A 16884-nucleotide genomic window follows, 5' to 3' on the forward strand; every position below is an offset into this window, starting at 1 on the left:
GATCCGATGCCCTTTCCCAACGTCAGGCTCGCCAACCGGCCGCTGCATTTCATCTACATCTGCGACTGCTCCGGCTCAATGGCGGCCCAGGGCAAGATCCAGGCCCTCAATCAGGCGATTCGCCAGTCGTTGCCGGGAATGGCCGAGGTGGCTCGCCAGAACCCGGAGGCGCGGGTGCTGGTGCGGGCCGTGAGCTTTGCTGACAGGGCCATCTGGCACCTGGAGCAGCCCACGGAGGTGCAGCAGCTGCAGTGGCTGGATCTGCAGGCCGGAGGCATCACGGCCATGGGCGAAGCACTGGAGCTGGTGGCGGCGGTGCTTCAGTCGCCGCCGATGGAGGAGAGGGCCCTGCCGCCGGTGCTCGTGCTGATCTCCGACGGCCAGCCCACCGACGACTTCGACGCCGGCCTGGCCAGCCTGATGCGTCAGCCCTGGGCCCAGAAAGCGGTGCGCCTGGCGATCGCCATGGGCCATGACGCCGACACGGAGGTGTTGCAGCAGTTCATCGGCAGTGACCCCGGCGGTGGGTTGCCCGCTGGTGAAATCCCTGGCGCCAGCGGGCAGACCCCAATGCACCGCTCGGGCCGCTCGCCCCGCCGGCCCCTGCAGGCCAGCAGCGCCACCTCGCTGGCCCAGTACATCCAGTGGGCATCCACCGCAGTGGTGGGCGCAGCGTCGATGCCCGCCAGCCGCATGGCTGGCTCGGGGCCCCAGCCCAACATCCCCCTGCCGGATCTGCCCCCCACCCTGATGGATCCCACCGACGACGTCGGTCCCCTGGTGTGGTGAGCGGCTGGAGGCCAGCTCTCCAGGCCAGGCGCGTCGGCGCGGCCCATCGGCGCCAGGGCCGCCCCTGCCAGGACGCGGTGGCCGTCTGCCGATACCCCAGCCGAGATGGCCAGCCCGTGCAGGTGATGGCGGTGGCCGATGGCCACGGCGGTGAGCACTATCTCTTCAGCGACGTTGGCAGCGCCCTGGCCTGTGACCTGGCCCTGCAGGTGGCGGGGGAGCACCTGGGCCTCTGGGACCTGCAGGGCGCACAGGCACCGGGGCTTGACACATGGGCCCACTGGCTTTCGTCCGAGCTGCCCCAACGGATCCACAGCCGCTGGCTGGCTCTGGTGCGGGAGCACTGGCAGCGGCACACGGCCCTTTCCTCAGCTCCGGATCAGGCTCCCAGTTCTGAAGTCCCCCTACCCGAGGGCGAGGTGCCACGCCTCTACGGCACCACCCTGGGGCTGGTGGTGCTGGCCCCCCGTTGGTGGGGTTACACCGGTTTGGGCGACTGGGACCTGGTGCAGGTGGGCGCCGATGGGCAGGCCGCGCTGCTCAGCGAGGAAACGGCGGGGGATGGCGGCGGCGAGGCCACGGGCAGCCTCTGCCTGGAGCAGGCCGCCGGGCTGTTCCGCAGCGGACTGGAGCCGATCGAGCACCCAGAAGCCACCTTCGGCCTGCTGCTGAGCACCGATGGCATCCGCAAATCGTGCGCCACCGACACGGATTTCCTGTTGCTCGCCGCTCACCTGATCGCCACACCTGCCGAGGGAGCCAGCGAGGTGCTGGCCACGAACCTGGATCAGATCACCAGCGAAGGCAGCGGCGATGACGTTTCAGTCGCGATAGCCCAGCACGGCAGCCTCTGCACCCCCAGCCTCCTCACCCGCAGCCAGGTGAACATCAGCGAGGAGAAAGCGCCTGGCGATCTGCCCATTGAGGCAATGACCATTCGCGCCCAGAAACCCTTGCTGCTCGGGGCCTTACTGGTGGCCACCGCCGGCCTCGGGGCCGGCTGGTACTGGCTGCAGCACTGGAGCATGGCCCCCGCCCCCCCAAGTGCCGTTCGGCGCCAGATCAACCAGCTCTGCCAGGGCCCCGCCAACGCCATCGCCGGCACCCTCAGCAACCGGCGCAGCCAGTTCACGGATCTGCGCCAAGGGCGCCTCACAGCCCCGCCCTTACTGGACTCGGCCGATCTGGATCCTCTCGGGGCCCTGATCGCCCGCAGCTTTGATCCCGCCTCAGGTGGGATGGTGCAGGGGGAGGCCCTCACGGCACTCGGTCTCTGCCCACTCCTCGCTGCTGCCCTGCAGCGTCAATGGCAACCCCCCGACCATCCCTGATCCCCCCGACCGATGAACGACCACCAGCTCGGAGCCGCCCTCAGGCAGCAGGTGCTCAGCGACCTCCAGCGCGGCCGCGGCGCCGAGGGCCGTCGTTTACAGGCGCTGGCCGGAGACCTCTGCGGCGAGGAGCAGATCAAGCTGCTGCCGGCCCTGCGCCATCTGGTGCTCTCAGCCGCCTTCGCCAGTGCGGCCAGCCAGAGCCCGCCCCTCTCCGATTCGCGGCTGCTGCCCAGGCTGATGCAGGAACTGGAGGAGGTGTTCAACCCAGCCATCTGCCAGCGCATGCAGAGCGTGGTGGGGGGACTGATCGGCCTGCCGCCCAAGGACGTCTCAAGCTCAGGCTCAAACTCAGCCCCAGCAGCAGCCCCAGCAGCGGCAGCAGAAGGAGCAATGCCAAAGGCGGCGGCACGGATTCAGCCAGCGCGCAGATCTGCAGTGCCAGCTCCTGTGACTCCCCTCCAGCCTCCTGCCACTCAACCCCTGCAGGCTCCGGCCAGGCGAGGCGGGGGCAGCAATGCCGTGCTCGGTGTTCTCGCCTTCCTCACCGGCGGCCTGGCGGTAGCCCTTGTGGGCGCCGTGGTGCTGCTTCAGAAGTCCCCGCCCAGCAGGGTGGAAAGCCCCTCCACCCCCAGGCCCAGATCGGAATCACCAACGACCGCTGAGAAACCCGCCACACCACCCCAGGAACCGAGCCTGCCGGAACCGGAGCCAATCACCGCGCCACAGCCGCCGCCGGCCAACACCGACCAGGCGATCGCCAGCGTTCAGGGCCTCTATGCCGCTCTCAGCGGCAAGACCTACGACCAGGCCCGCCGCTTCTTCGGGGGAGCTGCGGCCGATCAGTTCGATCCCGCCTTCTTCGACCAGTTCGAGCAGGTGAGCGTGTCCGATCTGCAGGAAACCAGCCAGGACGGCTCAACCGTCACCCTCCAGGGACTGGTGACCTTCGTCTACCCCGATGGCAGCGTCCAGACCGAGAGCCGCCGTTTCAGCGTCGACACCGCCACCACTCCCGCCCTCATCACCGCAAGCGACTTCGCGGGGGTGGTCAAGCCCCGCTAGTTGTGGTCCCACAACAGATTGTCGATGCCGGCAGCTGGGACGCCAGGCACAAAAAAACGCCCCATGCGGGGCGCCCTGCTGATGGAACACTCAGTCCATCTGTGATACCGATCAGGCTGTGCCGCAGAAGGTGACATCGGGAAACTTGACCTTTGCTTCCTCGAGGGCCTTGCCCTTGCCCTCTTCCTGCCAGTAATTGATCACCTCGGTGGCCTTGTTGAGGATCTCAACCCGCTCGTTGTCGGTGATCCACGACTTGGCTTCGAGCTCGCCCTTGAGCGTTTCCCAGGCGTCTTCCCGCGGCCAGAAGAAGTAGGCCGTCAGAGGACTGGGACCGCCTCCCACGATCTGATCCACGGCCAGCGCGACGTTGTCGGGCAGCCAGAGGATCTTGAGCAGGAAGCGGCCCTCATCGGCCTTGGGGGTGTGACCGGAAGGCACCCCGTCCTCATCGACCGTGGCCGTTGCCAGGGCGGCGCTGGCTCCGCGCAGGGGAGGACGTCCCTGGGTGGGAGCCTCTTCAGCGGCGCTCACCGCCACGGCCGCCTCGGCGGAGAGTCCTGCGGTGGCAGCGCTTTCGGTGGCCGTCATGGTTTCGGCGCTCAAGGCAAAAAGGCAAACAACTAACGTACCAGTCCCTGAACCAGCCTCTCTGCAGCCCCGCGCCGTTCTCCTTTTCGACATCGACGGGGTGATCCGGGATGTCAGTGGCAGTTACCGGCGGGCCATCGCCGAAACCGTTCATCACTACGACGGCTGGCGGCCTGAACCGGGCCAGATCGACGCCCTCAAGGCCGAAGGCCACTGGAACAACGACTGGCAGGCCTCGCTGGAGTTGCTGAGACGCCGGGGGCTCCAGCCCCTGCCACCCCTCGACGCAGTTGTGGAGGTGTTCAGCCGACTTTATTTCGGTGGCGATCCTGATGGTGATCCAGCCGGCTGGAGGGGCTTCATCCGCAGCGAACCGCTTCTGGTGGAGCGTGACTTTTTCCTGATGCTGGAGCAGGCCGGCATCGCCTGGGGCTTCGTCAGTGGCGCTGAGCCGCCCTCCTGCCGCTACGTGCTTCAGCAGCGCCTGGGCCTGGTTGATCCGCCCCTGATCGCCATGGGCGAGGCACCCGAGAAGCCTGATCCCACCGGCTTTCTGCACCTGGCCCTGAAGCTCGGCACCACCGCCTCAGGACACGCACTGCCGGTGGCCTACCTGGGCGACACCGTGGCGGACGTTCGCACGGTGATGGCCGCCCGGCACCAGCGACCTGACCTCACCCTGCTGAGCCTGGCGGTGGCCCCGCCGCATCTGCAGAGACCGGAGCAGGCCACTGCCCGACACGACTACGAGCAGGGACTGCTCTCAGCTGGGGCGGATCGACTCATCCCCAGCACCGCCAGCCTGGAGCCAGACCAGCTCCTGGGTTGGCTGGGGGCCATGTCCCTCAACGCTCCATCGCCGCCGGCGCCTTGAGGGCGGCGGCGGTGAGCACCTCATGGCCCACTTCGGTCACGGCCACATCGTCTTCGATGCGGATGCCGATTCCCTTCCAGCGCTCTTCGATCTGAGGCTGGCCTTCCGGCACTGCCAGGCGGTCGCTCACGTAGAGCCCGGGCTCCACCGTGAGGACCATGCCCGGCTCGAGCGGCTGGGGATGTTCCCCGAGGCGGTAGGCGCCAACGTCGTGGACATCGAGGCCCAGCCAGTGGCCGGTCCGGTGCATGTAGAGATGACGGTAAGAGCCCTGCTCGATCAGCTCGTCGATCGACCCGCTGAGCAGCCCGAGCTCCCGTAAGCCCTCCACCAGCACCCGCAGGGCCGCGCCGTGGACCTGCTCGGCGTCGGCGCCAGGAGCCACGGTGGCGATCGCCGCCAGCTGGGCCTCGAGCACCAGCTCGTAAAGGGCTCGCTGTTCGCCGCTGAAGCGGCCGCTGACCGGGAAGGTGCGGGTGATGTCGCCGTTGTAGTAGTCCGACACGCTGCAGCCGGCGTCGATCAGCAGCAGGTCACCATCCCGCAGCAGGGCATCGTTGCGGGTGTAGTGCAGCACGCAGGCGTTGTCGCCGCCGGCCACGATCGAGCCATAGGCCGGACCGCGGGCGCCCTGCTCGAGGAAATGCTGCTCGATCACCGCCTGGATCTGGCGCTCGCTCAGCCCCGGACGGGCCACCTCCCGGGCGCGTTCATGGGCTTCGGCTGAGATCCGCGCGGCCTCCCGCAGCCGATCCATTTCGGCCGGGCTCTTGCGCAGGCGCATGTCCTGCAGGATCGGGCAAGGAGCCACCAGTCCCAGTGCCGCCCGTCCCGTGCGCGGCGCACGATCGAGTTGCTGGCCCCAGGCCTGCAGCACCAGGGGCTCCACGGTGGCGTCGCGGCCCACGCGGAAGGCGATCCCTTCAGCGCCCTGGAGGTAGTCGGAGAGGCGGGAGGCCAGCTCGGCGCGGGGGTGGGCCAGATCGGCACCGAAGTGCTCCACCGCCCCCTCGCAGCCCCAGCGGAAGCCATTCCACACTTCGGCGGAGGGATCCCTGGGCTCTACGAACAGCACGAAGGGGTTGTCGCTCTGGTGGGGCAGGAAGAGGGCGACGGCCCCCGGCTCATCGAAGCCGGTGAGGTACCAGAAGTCGCTCTGCTGGCGGAAGGGGTACTCCACATCGGCGTGGTGACGCACAAGCGCTGCCGCCGGAATCACGGCCGCCGCACCCCCCAGGGCCTCCAGGAAACGCACACGACGCTGGTGGAACTCGGTCTGGGGGATCACCATGGAGTCAACGCCTCTAGCGAGAAGATGGCATAACCCATTGAATGAACGTGCTCCCATGCCGCGATCGGCCGCGACGACACCCCGATGAATGAGATTCTGGGTCTGGCGGCCTTGGTGGTGGTCATCCTGATCGGCTCGGCCCTGTGCTCCGGAGTGGAGGCGGCCCTGCTCACGGTCAACCCCCTGCGCGTGCACGAACTGGCCAGTCGGCCGAGGCGAGTGCGGGGGGCCAGGGCATTGCTGGCCCTGAAGAACCGCATGGGCCGCGCCCTGGCCGTGCTGGTGATCCTCAACAACGGCTTCAACATCTTCGGCAGCCTGATGCTGGGCAGCTATGCCGGCTGGGTGTTCTCCAAGCTCGGCGTCGACAGGGTGGCCCTCCCCCTCTTCTCCGTGGGGCTGACGGTGCTGGTGATCATGCTCGGGGAGATCCTTCCCAAGGCCGTGGGCAGCCGCCTGGCGCTGCCGGTGTCGCTGGCGAGTGCCGCGCCGGTGAGCATGCTGCTGCGGCTGATGCTGCCTCTGGTGATCCTGCTGGAGCGGATCATGCCGGCGATCACCGCCGAGAGCGAACTCACCACCGACGAAGAGGAGATCCGCCTCCTGGCCCGCCTCGGGTCCCAGAAAGGCCAGATCGAAGCCGACGAGGCGGCGATGATCGCCAAGGTGTTTCAGCTCAACGACCTCACCGCCCGGGATCTGATGGTGCCGCGGGTGGCGGCACCGACGGTGTCGGGCCATGCCCCCCTGGAGAGCGTGCGCGATCTGCTGCTCACCAACAGCGCTGGCTGGTGGGTGGTGCTCGGTGAAGAGGTGGATGAGGTGCTTGGGGTGGCCAGCCGCGAGAGCCTGCTGGTGGCCCTGGTGGAAGGCCGCGGCCTCGACAGCGCCCTCAGCCTCACCGAACCGGTGGAGTTCGTGCCTGAAATGATCCGCGCCGATCGGCTGCTCACCGCTTTCCGCCGCAGCAGCCATTCGGTGCGGGTGGTGGTGGATGAATTCGGGGGGTTCGTGGGCGTGATCGGTGCCGACGCCGTGCTGGCGGTGCTGGCGGGCTGGTGGCGACGTCCCCAACCCGTCGGGGAGGCTCAGGGATGACAGCAACGGCCATGGCTCCGCCGCCGCTCCTCGAGCGCTGTGAGCAGCTGCTGCTGCGCTGGCGCGGCCAACTGTCTCTGAGCGCCCGGGAGCGCACCAGCCTGGGGCCGGAACTGGCCGCCTTTGATCGCCAGCTGGAGCGGCTGCGTCACCGGGAAGCGCATGTGGCCGTTCTCGGCCGGGTGGGAGTGGGCAAATCGAGCCTGCTCAATGCCCTGCTGGGGGAGCCCCGTTTCGCCACCGATCTGGCCCATGGCTCCACGAGAGCGCAGCAGCGGCAACTCTGGTCCGGGGCCATGGCCGGGCTGCTGCAGGTGCAGCTGGTGGATACACCTGGCATCGATGAGGTGGCAGCAGCAGCCCGGCAACGCCTGGCCGCCCGGGTGGCCCTGGGGGCTGATCTGGTGCTGGTTGTGCTCGACGGCGACCTCAGCCGGGTGGAAGCCGACGCGGTGCAGCTGCTGCTGAGCTCGGGCAAACCCCTGCTGCTGGTGGTGAACCGAATCGACGGCTGGCCCGAGGGGGAGCGAAAAGCCCTGCTGGCCAGCATCCGCAGCCGGCTTCCCGCAGCCGCCCGTGAGCTGGAGCTGGTGACCGTTGCCGCGGCGCCCCGGGGCGGGGTGCTGCGCCCCGATGGCAGGGTGCGCAGCGAGCGGCTGCCGCCGCAGGTGGAGCCCCTGCGCACGAGGCTCAGAGGACTGCTCAAGGCCCATGGGGAGCTGCTGCTGGCCCTCAATGCCCTGGCGGCCGGAGATCGCTTCAACCAGCGTCTCTCGCACTGGCGACTGCACCAGCACCGCCGCCAGGCCCAGACGTTGATCGGACGTTTCGCAGCCCTCAAGGCCACGGGCGTGGCCGCCAACCCGCTGATTCTTCTGGACCTGGCCGGTGGGCTGGCCCTGGACACGGCCTTGGTACTGCAGCTCTGCGAGCTCTACGGGCTGCCGCTGAGTGGTCCCCAGGCCAGGGCACTTCTGGGCCGTCTCTCCAGCCACAGCGCCTTGCTGGGGGGCGCCCAGCTGGCCCTGCAACTGCTGCTTGGAGCCGTGCGCCAACTGCTGCTGCTGGCGGCGCCGGCCACCGCCGGGCTGTCCCTGGCTCCGGCGGCACCGGTGGCCCTGGCCCAGGCGGCCCTGGCCATCCAGACCACACGCCAGACAGGGAAGCTGGCCGCCGCCGCCCTGTTGAACGGGGCCCAGCGCGGCCGGGCCCGCCCCGGGGCTCTGCTGCGCCGCCTGGGACGCCATGACCCCCAGGCGCGTCTATGGCTGCAGCAGTGGCAGCTGGAAGGCCGGGAGGCGGTGAATGCCAGCCTGCTGCCGTGAGTGAATCAGCCGGCCAGCCGGCATTGGTGGCCCTGTTCGGTACCAGCGCCGATCCACCGACCCTCGGCCACCGCACCCTGCTGGCGGGGCTCATCCGGCACTACCCCCTGGTGAGGACCTGGGCCAGCGACAACCCCTTCAAGACCCATGGGGCACCCCTGGCCGTGCGGGCGGCCCTGCTGGAGGCTGTGGTGGAGAGCCTGGAGAGTCCCAGGCTGCGCCTCGACCAGAGCCTGAGCAGCCCCAGGGCCCTGGACACCTTGAAGCGGGCGGCGCAACAGTGGCCCGATGCGGAGCTGGTGTTCGTGGTGGGCAGCGACCTGCTTCCCCAGATCCAACGCTGGTACGCGGCGGATGAGATCCTGCACCGTTGCCGTCTGGCGGTGGTGCCGAGGCTGGGCTGGCCGCTCGACTCCCTGCAGATCGAGCAGCTGAACCACCGGGGTGGCCGGGTGGAGGTGCTGCCCCTGGAGATCCCGGCCACAGCCAGCTCCGCTATCCGTCGCCACCCCGACCCGCAACTGGTGCCACCAGAGCTCTGGCCAGTGTTGCTGGAGCAGAATCTCTATGGTCTGCGCACCTGCCAGGCCAGCCGTCCTCCCCTGCGCTGATGCGTCTTGCCCTGGCTCAGATCAATCCCCTCGTGGGGGATCTGCGCGGCAACTCCGCCCAGCTGCTGGAGCACAGCCAGCGAGCCGCGGCTGCGGGCGCCGATCTGGTGATCACCCCCGAGCTCTCGCTCTGGGGTTACCCCCCGCGAGACCTGCTTCTGCGCCCCTCCCTGCTGCAGGAGCAAGGGCGGGTGCTCGAGGCCCTCGCTGCCGAGCTGCCGCCGGAGCTCGGCCTGCTGCTGGGGCTGGTGGATCCGATTGCCGGTCGCGAGCTGCCGGGGTTGCACAACGCCGTTGCCCTGGTGCAGCGGGGCAGCTGGCGGATGGTGGCGCGCAAGCGGCTGCTGCCCAGCTACGACGTCTTCGATGAACGGCGCTACTTCCAGCCCGGTGATCAGGCCTGCCTGCTGGAGTGGCCTGGGGCAGGGCGGGTCTGGCGCCTGGGGCTCACCATCTGCGAAGACCTCTGGGTGGAGGAGCGGGTGCAGGGGCACCGGCTGGCAGGCGCCGACCCGATCGCGGAGCTGGCGTCCCAGCGCCCCGATCTGCTGCTGAACCTCTCCGCCTCCCCCTTCGCCCAGGGCAAACCGGAGCTGCGTCTGCAGCTGGCGGCAGCGGCAGCAGCCCGGCTGGGCTGTCCGGTGGTCTACGTGAACCAGGTGGGGGGCAACGACGAACTGGTCTTCGACGGGGGCAGCTTCGTGATCGATCCCCAGGCCCGGGTGCTGCGCCAGCTGCCCTGCGCCCAGGTGGCCCTCGACCTCTGGGAGCCCGCACCCCGGGAAACAGCCCCAGCGACCCCAGCCTCCACCGCGCCGCCACCTCTGCCACTGCCGCTTCTGCCACTGCCGGCGCCCATGGAGCAGCTGTTCCGGGTGCTGGTGCTGGGGGTTCACGACTATGCCCGCAAATGCGGCTTCCAGCAGGTGGTGCTGGGTTTGAGCGGCGGCATCGATTCGGCCCTCGTGGCCGTGATCGCCGCAGCGGCCCTCGGGCCCGGGCAGGTGCAGGCCATGCTGATGCCCTCCCCGTACAGCTCGGCTGGGTCGCGCCTCGATGCGATCGCCCTTGCCGACCGGCTGGGACTCCCCCATCAGACCGTGGCAATCGAGTCCTTGATGGGGGCCTTCAACCACAGCCTGGAGCCAGTTCTGGGAGGTGCTCCCCAGGGGCTGACCGCCGAGAACCTGCAGTCACGCATCCGCGGCACACTGCTGATGGCGGTAGCCAACCAACAGGGCCGCTTGCTGCTCTCCACCGGCAACAAGTCGGAGCTGGCGGTGGGCTACTGCACCCTGTACGGGGACATGAACGGCGGGCTCTCAGTGATCGGCGATCTCTACAAGACCACCGTGTTCCGGCTCTGCCACTGGCTCGACAGTGATGCCGCAGCCGATTGCCGACAGGCCCTGGGCCTCCCAGGCAGCGGCGAGCTGATCGGCGCCGTCATCCGCACCAAGCCCCCCAGCGCCGAACTGCGGCCCGACCAACTCGACACCGATTCCCTGCCCGACTACGACCAGCTCGATCCACTGCTCAGGTCCTACATCGAGGAGCTGCGCTCGCCGGAGGAGCTGATTGCCGAAGGACACGTCGATGGGGAGCTGGCACGTCGGGTGTACCGGTTGCTGCGCACGGCCGAATTCAAACGCCGCCAAGCGGCTCCCCTGCTCAAGGTGAGTGGCCGGGCCTTCGGCGGGGGCTGGCGCATGCCCATCGCCGCCGGACCGCTGACCTGAAGGACGCTCATCGAAGCGGTCCGTGCCCAATCCATGGCGAAAGCTGGCGATCGGGCGGCCAGCCCGCCAACCTAGAAGGAGCTTCTCAGTGGCATGGCCAGCATGGGCCCAGCGGCACCGATCGCGAGCATCGGTGTTCCCAGGGAGATCAAACGGGATGAACAGCGGGTGGCACTCAGCCCCGACGGGGTGAGGGAACTGGTCTCTCAGGGCCTTGAGGTGCGCGTTGAGGCCGGAGCAGGCCAGGGGGCCGGCATGGAGGACGCCAGCTACGCCGAGGCGGGAGCACGACTGGTGGACCGCGAGGAGGCCTGGGGCGCCCATCTGGTGGTGAAGGTGAAGGAACCCCAGCCGGAGGAATTCCCCTTCCTGCGAGGTGATCAGGTGCTGTTCACCTACTTACACCTGGCGGCCTACCCCGAGGTGGGCCGGGCCCTGCTGGAAGCAGGCACCACGGGCGTGGCCTATGAAACAGTCCAGCTCGACAACGGCAACCTGCCGCTGCTGGCGCCGATGAGCGAAATCGCCGGAAGGCTGGCCGCCCAGGTGGGGGCCCATCTGCTCGAGAAACCCCATGGAGGCAGAGGTGTGCTGATGGGTGGCTGCGCCGGGGTGCGGCCAGCGAGGGTGATCGTGCTCGGGGCCGGCACCGTCGGCTGGCATGCCGCTCGGGTCGCCGCGGCCATGGATGCGGAGGTGTTCCTTCTGGATCACACCCCCCAGCGCCTGCGGATGCTGGAGCCCCAGCGGATCGGGCGGATGGTGAGCCTGGTGAGCAGCAACAGCCTGATCGAGCGGCTGGTGCCCAGTGCCGATCTGGTGGTGGGCGCCGTGCTCACCCCCGGCAGCCGGGCCCCCACCCTGGTGGATGAGGGGGTGGTGAAGCGGATGAAGCCCGGCTCGGTGATCGTCGATGTGGCGATCGATCAGGGGGGCTGCATCGCCACCAGCCGCGAGACGACCCATACCGATCCCGTGGTGACCATCCACGGTGTGCAGCACTACGCCGTGGGCAACATGCCCGGCGCTGTGCCCTTCACCTCCACGGAAGCCCTGGTCAGTGTCACCCTGCCCTACATCATGGGCATCGCCGGGCGGGGACTGGTGGAAGCTGTCACCGAGCGGCCTGAGCTGCTCTCCGGCCTCAACACGGTGGATGGGGCGGTCTGCCATCCCGGAGTGGCCAAGGCCCTGGGAATGCCGACCCGCCATCCGATGGCCTGTCTGCGCTGAGCGGCTCCAGGGGCGGTAAGGGACGCCGCAGCGACTCGGGCTGCAGGCCCTCCCGCAGGGCCAGCACCATCCCAGCGGCCTCCGCGTAGCTGGCTGCGTCGATCGTCCGCAGACCAAGGAGCTCGGCGCTCACGTTTAGAAGTGAAGGGTTGCCCTCGACGGAGATCAGGGGGATGCCCCGCTCTGCGCAGGCCAGGACAGCCTCACCGCCCAGGGCACCGGCGGGGGCCACCACAGCGCCGATCCGGCTGGGATGAATCAGGCCATCGCCAAAGAGCTCAAGCCCAGGTGATGGCACGGGCTGCAGCGGGATGAGGTTGGGGGCCCGACTCAGGCCCACCAGCACACAGGGGAGAAAGGTGTGACCCAGCTCTTCCGCAGCGGCCAGTGGGTCCAGGCGCGGATCCAGAGGCAGGGGGGCAAGGGCCGGGGCATGGGCGCAGGGGAGGCCCAGCTGGCGGCTGAGCAGATGGCTGATCACGGCTTCAGCGCCGGCGAGGGCATCCACGCCGCTGCCCTGGCGGTAGGAGGCCAGGGCCTCACTGCAAGGGTCATCGGGGAAGCGGGCCACCACGGCGATGGCGGTGGCACCGGCCTGGCGCAGGCGTTCCCCCGCCCGGATCAGAGCATCCGGCCGGCCGATCAGTCCGCTGCTAGCCCCGCTGGGGCCGAGCGAGAGGCTCACTTCCAGGGGAGCGTCGGTACTGACCACAGGGCCGATTGAGAGACCAAGGCTGGCGCGGCAGGCCTCGGCCACCTGCAGGTGACGCAGGCGCAGCTCCTCCTCGATACCGGCATCGAGCAGCAGCCCCACCTGCTGGGACGCCACGGGCGCCAGGGCCAGATCACCGGCCGCAAAGCGGTTCAGAGCCCAGCCCTCCACGTAATGGATACGCGGGTCGCTCCAGTAGAGAGCCGCCGCATTGAGGACATTGGGATGGGTGATCAGGCAGCCGGAAGCGGCCGCCAACAGCCGGGCTGCCGGCAGGCCATCGCCGGCATAGCCGCCGATGGCACAGCCGATGCCGGTGGGAATCACCAACAAAGTGGGCAGAGGCCGGCTCAAGGGATCTGAAGCAGGACCGCTTCGATCCGCAACCGCCGCCGCGGGCTGGAGCCTTCCGCGGCCGGCAGGACAGCGGTGATGGCCCAGCGCAAGGGGTCTCCGCGCTCAGCTAGGGCTGAACGCACCTGGGGAAGCAGCAGACCGGGGGCCGCCTCCAACCAGAAGTCCACTGTCTCGAGCCGGGGCACTGCAGGGGGACTCAGCGCTGGTACTGGCCGAACTGGATCTCGTAGAGCGCATCCTCCTGGCCAGCCACAAGGTTCAGATCACTGCGGGGGTAAGACACACACAGCAGGGCAAAGCCCTCGGCCTGCAATTCTGCCTTGACACCCATCGCATCGGGCTGGTTCACCTCCCCTTGGCGTAAGCGAGCCGCACAGGTGGTGCACACCCCGGAGCAGCAAGAGCTGGGCAAGGGAACACCGGCCTCCTCCGCCGCCGCGAGAACCGTCTGATCCGCCCGGCAGGGAAAAGTGTGAGTGACGCCGTTGAGCTCGGCGATCACGGTGAAACTGTCACTCATGGCGTGGTGGAAACGCGGCAGGGGCCTGTCGCGGCGCGTGGTCGGTTTCAGGAGGAGACCGCCTTTCCAGCGGATCACCCCTCTATCTTCCCGGACGGCGTGGCCCCATCGAGTGGCAGCTCCAGCCACTGGCCGGGATGGGGCGCCAGATATTCCGGCGGCTGGGGCTCACAAGGGCCGCAGGCTGGAGCCGTGAGGCAGAGGTCAAAACTGATCGAGAGGCGCAGGTCCTCCTCTTCCTCGCTTGGCAACACAGCGTGGTCGGTGCTGGAGGGGAAGAGAACCAGCAGACCCGCCTGCGGGGCGAGGTCGTGCCAGCCGGCATTGAGTGGATGGCCCGGAGCGAGCGGGCCGTCGTGGCCGACCGCCAGGCCGGGCACCAGCTCATTGCTGCGGCGTCCATCGAACAGGCGCAGGCAACCGCTGCGGCCGCTGCCATCGCCATTGAGGTAATACACAGCGCTGAGATGGGCATTGGGATGGTGGTGGCGACCCACCACCTGGCCCGGCTCCGCAACCACGGGCCAGCAACGCTGCAGATGCAGCCTGATGCGCGCGAGATCGAAGCCAAGACCCCTCAGGTAGTGCTGTGCTTCGCAGCACACCTGCTCCAACAGCCAGGCGAACTCAGGACGCCTATGCAGCTGCCAGACGCCATGAAAATCCCCGGTCCAGGCGCAACCTGGATCGGGGTTGGCATCCTGCTCGCCGCGCAGGGCAAGCACCTGTTGAAGCATCAGGGCCGAATCGAGCGGATCAGGCCTCAGTTGAGCCCTGCCAATCGCCAGAGGGAAGAGGCTGAGGATCCCTCGATCCGGCTCAGGCCATGGCTGTTGCACCACCCACCACTTCCAGGATCTCCTGGGTGATGGCCGCCTGGCGGGCCTTGTTGTAGTCGAGGGTGAGGCTCTTGGCGAGAGCTTTGGCGTTGTCGCTGGCGTTGTTCATGGCCGTCATTCGGCTTGCCAGCTCACTGGCCGACGACTCCTGCAGGGAACGCAGCAGCTGATTCTCCAGATAAAGAGGCAGCAGGGCGTTGAGCAACTGATCAGGACTCTGCTCAAAAACAAAGTCAGATTCCAGGGCCGGCTCCTGGTTGGGTGCCGTGGCACGTTCCACCGCCAGACGACCCTCGCGGGTGGTCAGGCGGAAAATCTCGTCGTCAGGGCTGGCGATGCCCTGGGGATCGAGCGGCAACAGGGTCTGGGAAACAGGAGCACTGCTGACCAGGTTGATGAACTTGGTGTACACCATCTCGACGCGGTCAGTGGAGCCGGAGAGGAACTCGGCCAGCACCTGATCAGCGATAGAGCGCGCCTCATCGGCATTCGGCACCTGGTCGAGTCCAGTGAACGTGGCCGTGATCGGATACGAGCGATTCTGGAAGTAGGTGGTGGCCTTACGGCCGATCAGGACCAGCGAAATCTCGTAGCCCTGTCCCTTCAACTCAGCGAAACGCTGTTCCGTGCGCTTGATGATGTTGGCGTTGTAGCCACCACATAGGCCCCGATCGGCACTGACCGCCAACAGGGTGATGTTGCGTAGGGGACGCTCCTGCTCAAGCAGGGGTGTGTTGACAACGTCTTCAAAGCGCAGGCGTGATTGCAGGTTCTCGAGCACCCGCGCCAGTCGGTCTGCGAAGGGCCTGGCGCGCAGAACCTGTTCCTGGGCGCGGCGAACTTTTGCCGCCGCCACCAGGCGCATCGCCTCGGTGATCTTGCGGGTGTTCTTAACGGAACTGATCCGATCTCGGATTTCCTTGAGGTTGGCCATGGTGGGGGGACCTCAGGCGGAAGCCAGAAGGGTGGACTTGACGTCGTTGATGGCGTCCTTGAGCATCGCTTCAGCTTCGTCTCCCAGCTGCTTCTCGGTCTGAACCTTGGCGATGAACTCGGGCTTGTTGGTCTTGAGGTAATCCCGCAGCTCGCGGCAGAACTGCACCACCTGATCCACAGGCACTTCGTCGATCAGTCCCTTGACGCCGGCGTAAACCACGGCCACCTGCTCCGCCAGGATCAGTGGGCTGTACTGGGGCTGCTTGAGCAGCTCGCGCAGGCGCTTGCCACGGCCAAGTTGGGCCTGGGTGGCAGCATCAAGGTCGGAGGCGAACTGCGAGAAGGCGGCCAATTCATCGAACTGGGCCAATTCCAGCTTGAGGGTGCCGGCGATCTTCTTGATCGCTTTTGTCTGGGCGGCACCACCCACCCGGCTCACGGAGATACCCACGTTGATGGCGGGCCGTAAACCGGAGTTGAACAGATCGGAGCTGAGGAACACCTGACCATCAGTGATTGAGATCACGTTGGTGGGGATGTAGGCAGAAACGTCTCCTGCCTGGGTTTCGATGATCGGCAAGGCAGTCATGCTGCCCTTGCCCATGGCATCAGAGAGCTTGGCTGCACGCTCTAGCAGACGGCTGTGGCAGTAGAAGACGTCGCCGGGATAGGCCTCACGGCCAGGCGGACGGCGCAACAGCAACGACATCTGGCGGTAGGCCTGAGCCTGCTTGGTCAGGTCGTCGTACACCACCAGGGTGGCCTTGCCTTCATACATGAAGGACTCGGCAATGGCGGCACCCGTATAGGGAGCCAGGTACTGAAGAGCCGCAGGCTCAGAGGCACTTGCGGCAACGATCACGGTGTAATCGAGGGCGCCGCGCTCGCGCAGCACTTCCACAACGTTGGCCACTGAAGCCGACTTCTGGCCAATGGCCACGTAGACGCAGACGACGCCCTCACCCTTCTGGTTGAGGATGGTGTCGATAGCAATGGCCGTCTTGCCGGTCTGACGGTCGCCAATGATCAGCTCGCGCTGGCCGCGACCAATTGGGATCATCGCGTCGATGGCGGTGATGCCGGTCTGCATCGGCTCATGCACCGACTTGCGCTGGATGATGCCGGGGGCCATCGACTCGATCAGGCGGGTCGATGTGGTGGCGATCTCACCCTTGCCGTCGATCGGCACACCGAGGGGGTTGATCACCCTGCCGAGCATCGCCTCGCCCACTGGCACCTCCGCGATGCGGCCGGTGGCCTTGACGGTGCTGCCTTCCTGGATGCCCACACCCTCCGCCAGAAGCACAGCACCGACGTTGTCGTCTTCGAGGTTCAGGGCGATGCCCTCGCTGCCATCGTCGAATTGCACCAGTTCGCCGGACATGACCTGCTGCAGGCCGTAGATCCGGGCGATGCCATCACCCACCGAAAGCACTGTTCCGACGTTGCTGACCGAAACGGACTTGTCGTAGTCCTCGATCTGCTGCTTGAGGATGGCGCTGATCTCGTCGGGGCGGATGGAAACCATGGATGGAGATCCCCGGGTGGGGAGACGATGGAAGGGAGTTGGAGG

17 protein-coding genes are annotated in these 16884 nt (G+C 67.7%); 9 read left to right on the top strand and 8 right to left on the bottom strand.

What is annotated here, in order from left to right; genetic code table 11:
* The first annotated feature begins 6 nt into the window (after positions 1 to 6).
* Genes KBY77_RS08180 through KBY77_RS08190 form a run of 3 tightly spaced genes read left to right on the top strand, consistent with a single transcriptional unit; the run spans position 7 to position 3185 of the window.
* A complete protein-coding gene (locus KBY77_RS08180) occupies positions 7 to 789 on the top strand; it encodes a VWA domain-containing protein (protein ID WP_255103035.1) in 783 nt (260 codons plus the stop codon).
* Positions 786 to 2120 (top strand): protein phosphatase 2C domain-containing protein, encoded by a 1335-nt coding sequence (locus KBY77_RS08185; protein WP_255103037.1) that lies wholly within the window; start codon positions 786 to 788, stop codon positions 2118 to 2120. The genes KBY77_RS08180 and KBY77_RS08185 overlap by 4 nt, the downstream gene beginning before the upstream one ends.
* Before the next feature lie 12 nt (positions 2121 to 2132).
* Positions 2133 to 3185 carry a hypothetical protein gene (locus KBY77_RS08190; RefSeq protein ID WP_255103038.1) on the top strand — a complete coding sequence of 351 codons (1053 nt, stop codon included), beginning with the start codon at positions 2133 to 2135 and terminating at the stop codon, positions 3183 to 3185.
* Between the two features lie 111 nt (positions 3186 to 3296).
* Here KBY77_RS08190 and KBY77_RS08195 read toward each other — a convergent pair whose 3' ends face one another.
* Positions 3297 to 3776 (bottom strand): 30S ribosomal protein PSRP-3, encoded by a 480-nt coding sequence (locus KBY77_RS08195; RefSeq protein WP_399212491.1) that lies wholly within the window; start codon positions 3774 to 3776, stop codon positions 3297 to 3299.
* Here KBY77_RS08195 and KBY77_RS08200 point away from each other — a divergent pair.
* On the top strand, positions 3775 to 4650 hold the full coding sequence (locus tag KBY77_RS08200; RefSeq protein ID WP_255111874.1) for a TIGR01548 family HAD-type hydrolase: 876 nt from the start codon (positions 3775 to 3777) through the stop codon (positions 4648 to 4650). The genes KBY77_RS08195 and KBY77_RS08200 overlap by 2 nt on opposite strands.
* Here KBY77_RS08200 and KBY77_RS08205 read toward each other — a convergent pair.
* Complete coding sequence (locus KBY77_RS08205; protein WP_255103040.1) at positions 4622 to 5941, bottom strand: aminopeptidase P N-terminal domain-containing protein; 1320 nt, start codon at positions 5939 to 5941, stop codon at positions 4622 to 4624. The genes KBY77_RS08200 and KBY77_RS08205 overlap by 29 nt on opposite strands.
* An 84-nt stretch (positions 5942 to 6025) precedes the next feature.
* Between KBY77_RS08205 and KBY77_RS08210 the strand changes: the two genes are divergently transcribed.
* The 5 genes from KBY77_RS08210 to ald all read left to right on the top strand — a co-directional run bounded on the left by KBY77_RS08210 (position 6026) and on the right by ald (position 11947).
* Positions 6026 to 7039 (top strand): CNNM domain-containing protein, encoded by a 1014-nt coding sequence (locus KBY77_RS08210; protein ID WP_255103041.1) that lies wholly within the window; start codon positions 6026 to 6028, stop codon positions 7037 to 7039.
* Positions 7036 to 8364, top strand: coding sequence for a DUF697 domain-containing protein (locus KBY77_RS08215; RefSeq protein ID WP_255103042.1), 1329 nt, complete (start codon positions 7036 to 7038; stop codon positions 8362 to 8364). The genes KBY77_RS08210 and KBY77_RS08215 overlap by 4 nt, the downstream gene beginning before the upstream one ends.
* Positions 8361 to 8975, top strand: coding sequence for a nicotinate-nucleotide adenylyltransferase (locus KBY77_RS08220; protein ID WP_255103043.1), 615 nt, complete (start codon positions 8361 to 8363; stop codon positions 8973 to 8975). The genes KBY77_RS08215 and KBY77_RS08220 overlap by 4 nt, the downstream gene beginning before the upstream one ends.
* Positions 8975 to 10714, top strand: coding sequence for an NAD+ synthase (locus KBY77_RS08225; protein WP_255103044.1), 1740 nt, complete (start codon positions 8975 to 8977; stop codon positions 10712 to 10714). The genes KBY77_RS08220 and KBY77_RS08225 overlap by 1 nt, the downstream gene beginning before the upstream one ends.
* 93 nt (positions 10715 to 10807) lie before the next feature.
* The gene (ald, locus tag KBY77_RS08230; RefSeq protein ID WP_094554753.1) at positions 10808 to 11947 is read left to right on the top strand and encodes an alanine dehydrogenase; all 1140 of its coding nucleotides are present in this window, start codon (positions 10808 to 10810) and stop codon (positions 11945 to 11947) included.
* Here the strand turns inward: ald and KBY77_RS08235 are convergent.
* The 6 genes from KBY77_RS08235 to atpA all read right to left on the bottom strand — a co-directional run bounded on the left by KBY77_RS08235 (position 11859) and on the right by atpA (position 16839).
* Positions 11859 to 13013 carry a DUF3326 domain-containing protein gene (locus KBY77_RS08235; RefSeq protein WP_255103046.1) on the bottom strand — a complete coding sequence of 385 codons (1155 nt, stop codon included), beginning with the start codon at positions 13011 to 13013 and terminating at the stop codon, positions 11859 to 11861. The two genes, ald and KBY77_RS08235, sit on opposite strands and share 89 nt — an antisense overlap.
* Complete coding sequence (locus KBY77_RS08240) at positions 13010 to 13201, bottom strand: hypothetical protein (protein WP_255103048.1); 192 nt, start codon at positions 13199 to 13201, stop codon at positions 13010 to 13012. The genes KBY77_RS08235 and KBY77_RS08240 overlap by 4 nt, the downstream gene beginning before the upstream one ends.
* Positions 13202 to 13212: 11 nt before the next feature.
* Positions 13213 to 13536: a 2Fe-2S iron-sulfur cluster-binding protein gene (locus KBY77_RS08245; protein ID WP_255103049.1), complete on the bottom strand. Its 324-nt coding sequence runs from the start codon at positions 13534 to 13536 to the stop codon at positions 13213 to 13215.
* 74 nt (positions 13537 to 13610) lie between these two features.
* Positions 13611 to 14378: a TIGR02466 family protein gene (locus KBY77_RS08250; RefSeq protein ID WP_255103051.1), complete on the bottom strand. Its 768-nt coding sequence runs from the start codon at positions 14376 to 14378 to the stop codon at positions 13611 to 13613.
* A complete protein-coding gene (locus tag KBY77_RS08255; RefSeq protein ID WP_255103054.1) occupies positions 14356 to 15309 on the bottom strand; it encodes a F0F1 ATP synthase subunit gamma in 954 nt (317 codons plus the stop codon). The genes KBY77_RS08250 and KBY77_RS08255 overlap by 23 nt, the downstream gene beginning before the upstream one ends.
* 12 nt (positions 15310 to 15321) lie before the next feature.
* Positions 15322 to 16839 carry a F0F1 ATP synthase subunit alpha gene (atpA, locus tag KBY77_RS08260; protein ID WP_255103056.1) on the bottom strand — a complete coding sequence of 506 codons (1518 nt, stop codon included), beginning with the start codon at positions 16837 to 16839 and terminating at the stop codon, positions 15322 to 15324.
* Positions 16840 to 16884: the final 45 nt, after the last annotated feature.

It is taken from the genome of Synechococcus sp. Cruz-7E5 (assembly GCF_024345995.1).
Lineage (GTDB): Bacteria > Cyanobacteriota > Cyanobacteriia > PCC-6307 > Cyanobiaceae > Regnicoccus_A.

Coding starts and splice junctions, on each gene's coding strand:
- KBY77_RS08245 (WP_255103049.1), bottom strand. CDS start 13,536: ATGAGTGACAGTTTCACCGTGATCGCCGAGCTCAACGGCGTCACTCAC.
- KBY77_RS08200 (WP_255111874.1), top strand. CDS start 3,775: ATGGTTTCGGCGCTCAAGGCAAAAAGGCAAACAACTAACGTACCAGTC.
- KBY77_RS08205 (WP_255103040.1), bottom strand. CDS start 5,941: ATGGTGATCCCCCAGACCGAGTTCCACCAGCGTCGTGTGCGTTTCCTG.
- ald (WP_094554753.1), top strand. CDS start 10,808: ATGGCCAGCATGGGCCCAGCGGCACCGATCGCGAGCATCGGTGTTCCC.
- KBY77_RS08225 (WP_255103044.1), top strand. CDS start 8,975: ATGCGTCTTGCCCTGGCTCAGATCAATCCCCTCGTGGGGGATCTGCGC.
- atpA (WP_255103056.1), bottom strand. CDS start 16,839: ATGGTTTCCATCCGCCCCGACGAGATCAGCGCCATCCTCAAGCAGCAG.
- KBY77_RS08255 (WP_255103054.1), bottom strand. CDS start 15,309: ATGGCCAACCTCAAGGAAATCCGAGATCGGATCAGTTCCGTTAAGAAC.
- KBY77_RS08215 (WP_255103042.1), top strand. CDS start 7,036: ATGACAGCAACGGCCATGGCTCCGCCGCCGCTCCTCGAGCGCTGTGAG.
- KBY77_RS08195 (WP_399212491.1), bottom strand. CDS start 3,776: ATGACGGCCACCGAAAGCGCTGCCACCGCAGGACTCTCCGCCGAGGCG.
- KBY77_RS08180 (WP_255103035.1), top strand. CDS start 7: ATGCCCTTTCCCAACGTCAGGCTCGCCAACCGGCCGCTGCATTTCATC.
- KBY77_RS08190 (WP_255103038.1), top strand. CDS start 2,133: ATGAACGACCACCAGCTCGGAGCCGCCCTCAGGCAGCAGGTGCTCAGC.
- KBY77_RS08210 (WP_255103041.1), top strand. CDS start 6,026: ATGAATGAGATTCTGGGTCTGGCGGCCTTGGTGGTGGTCATCCTGATC.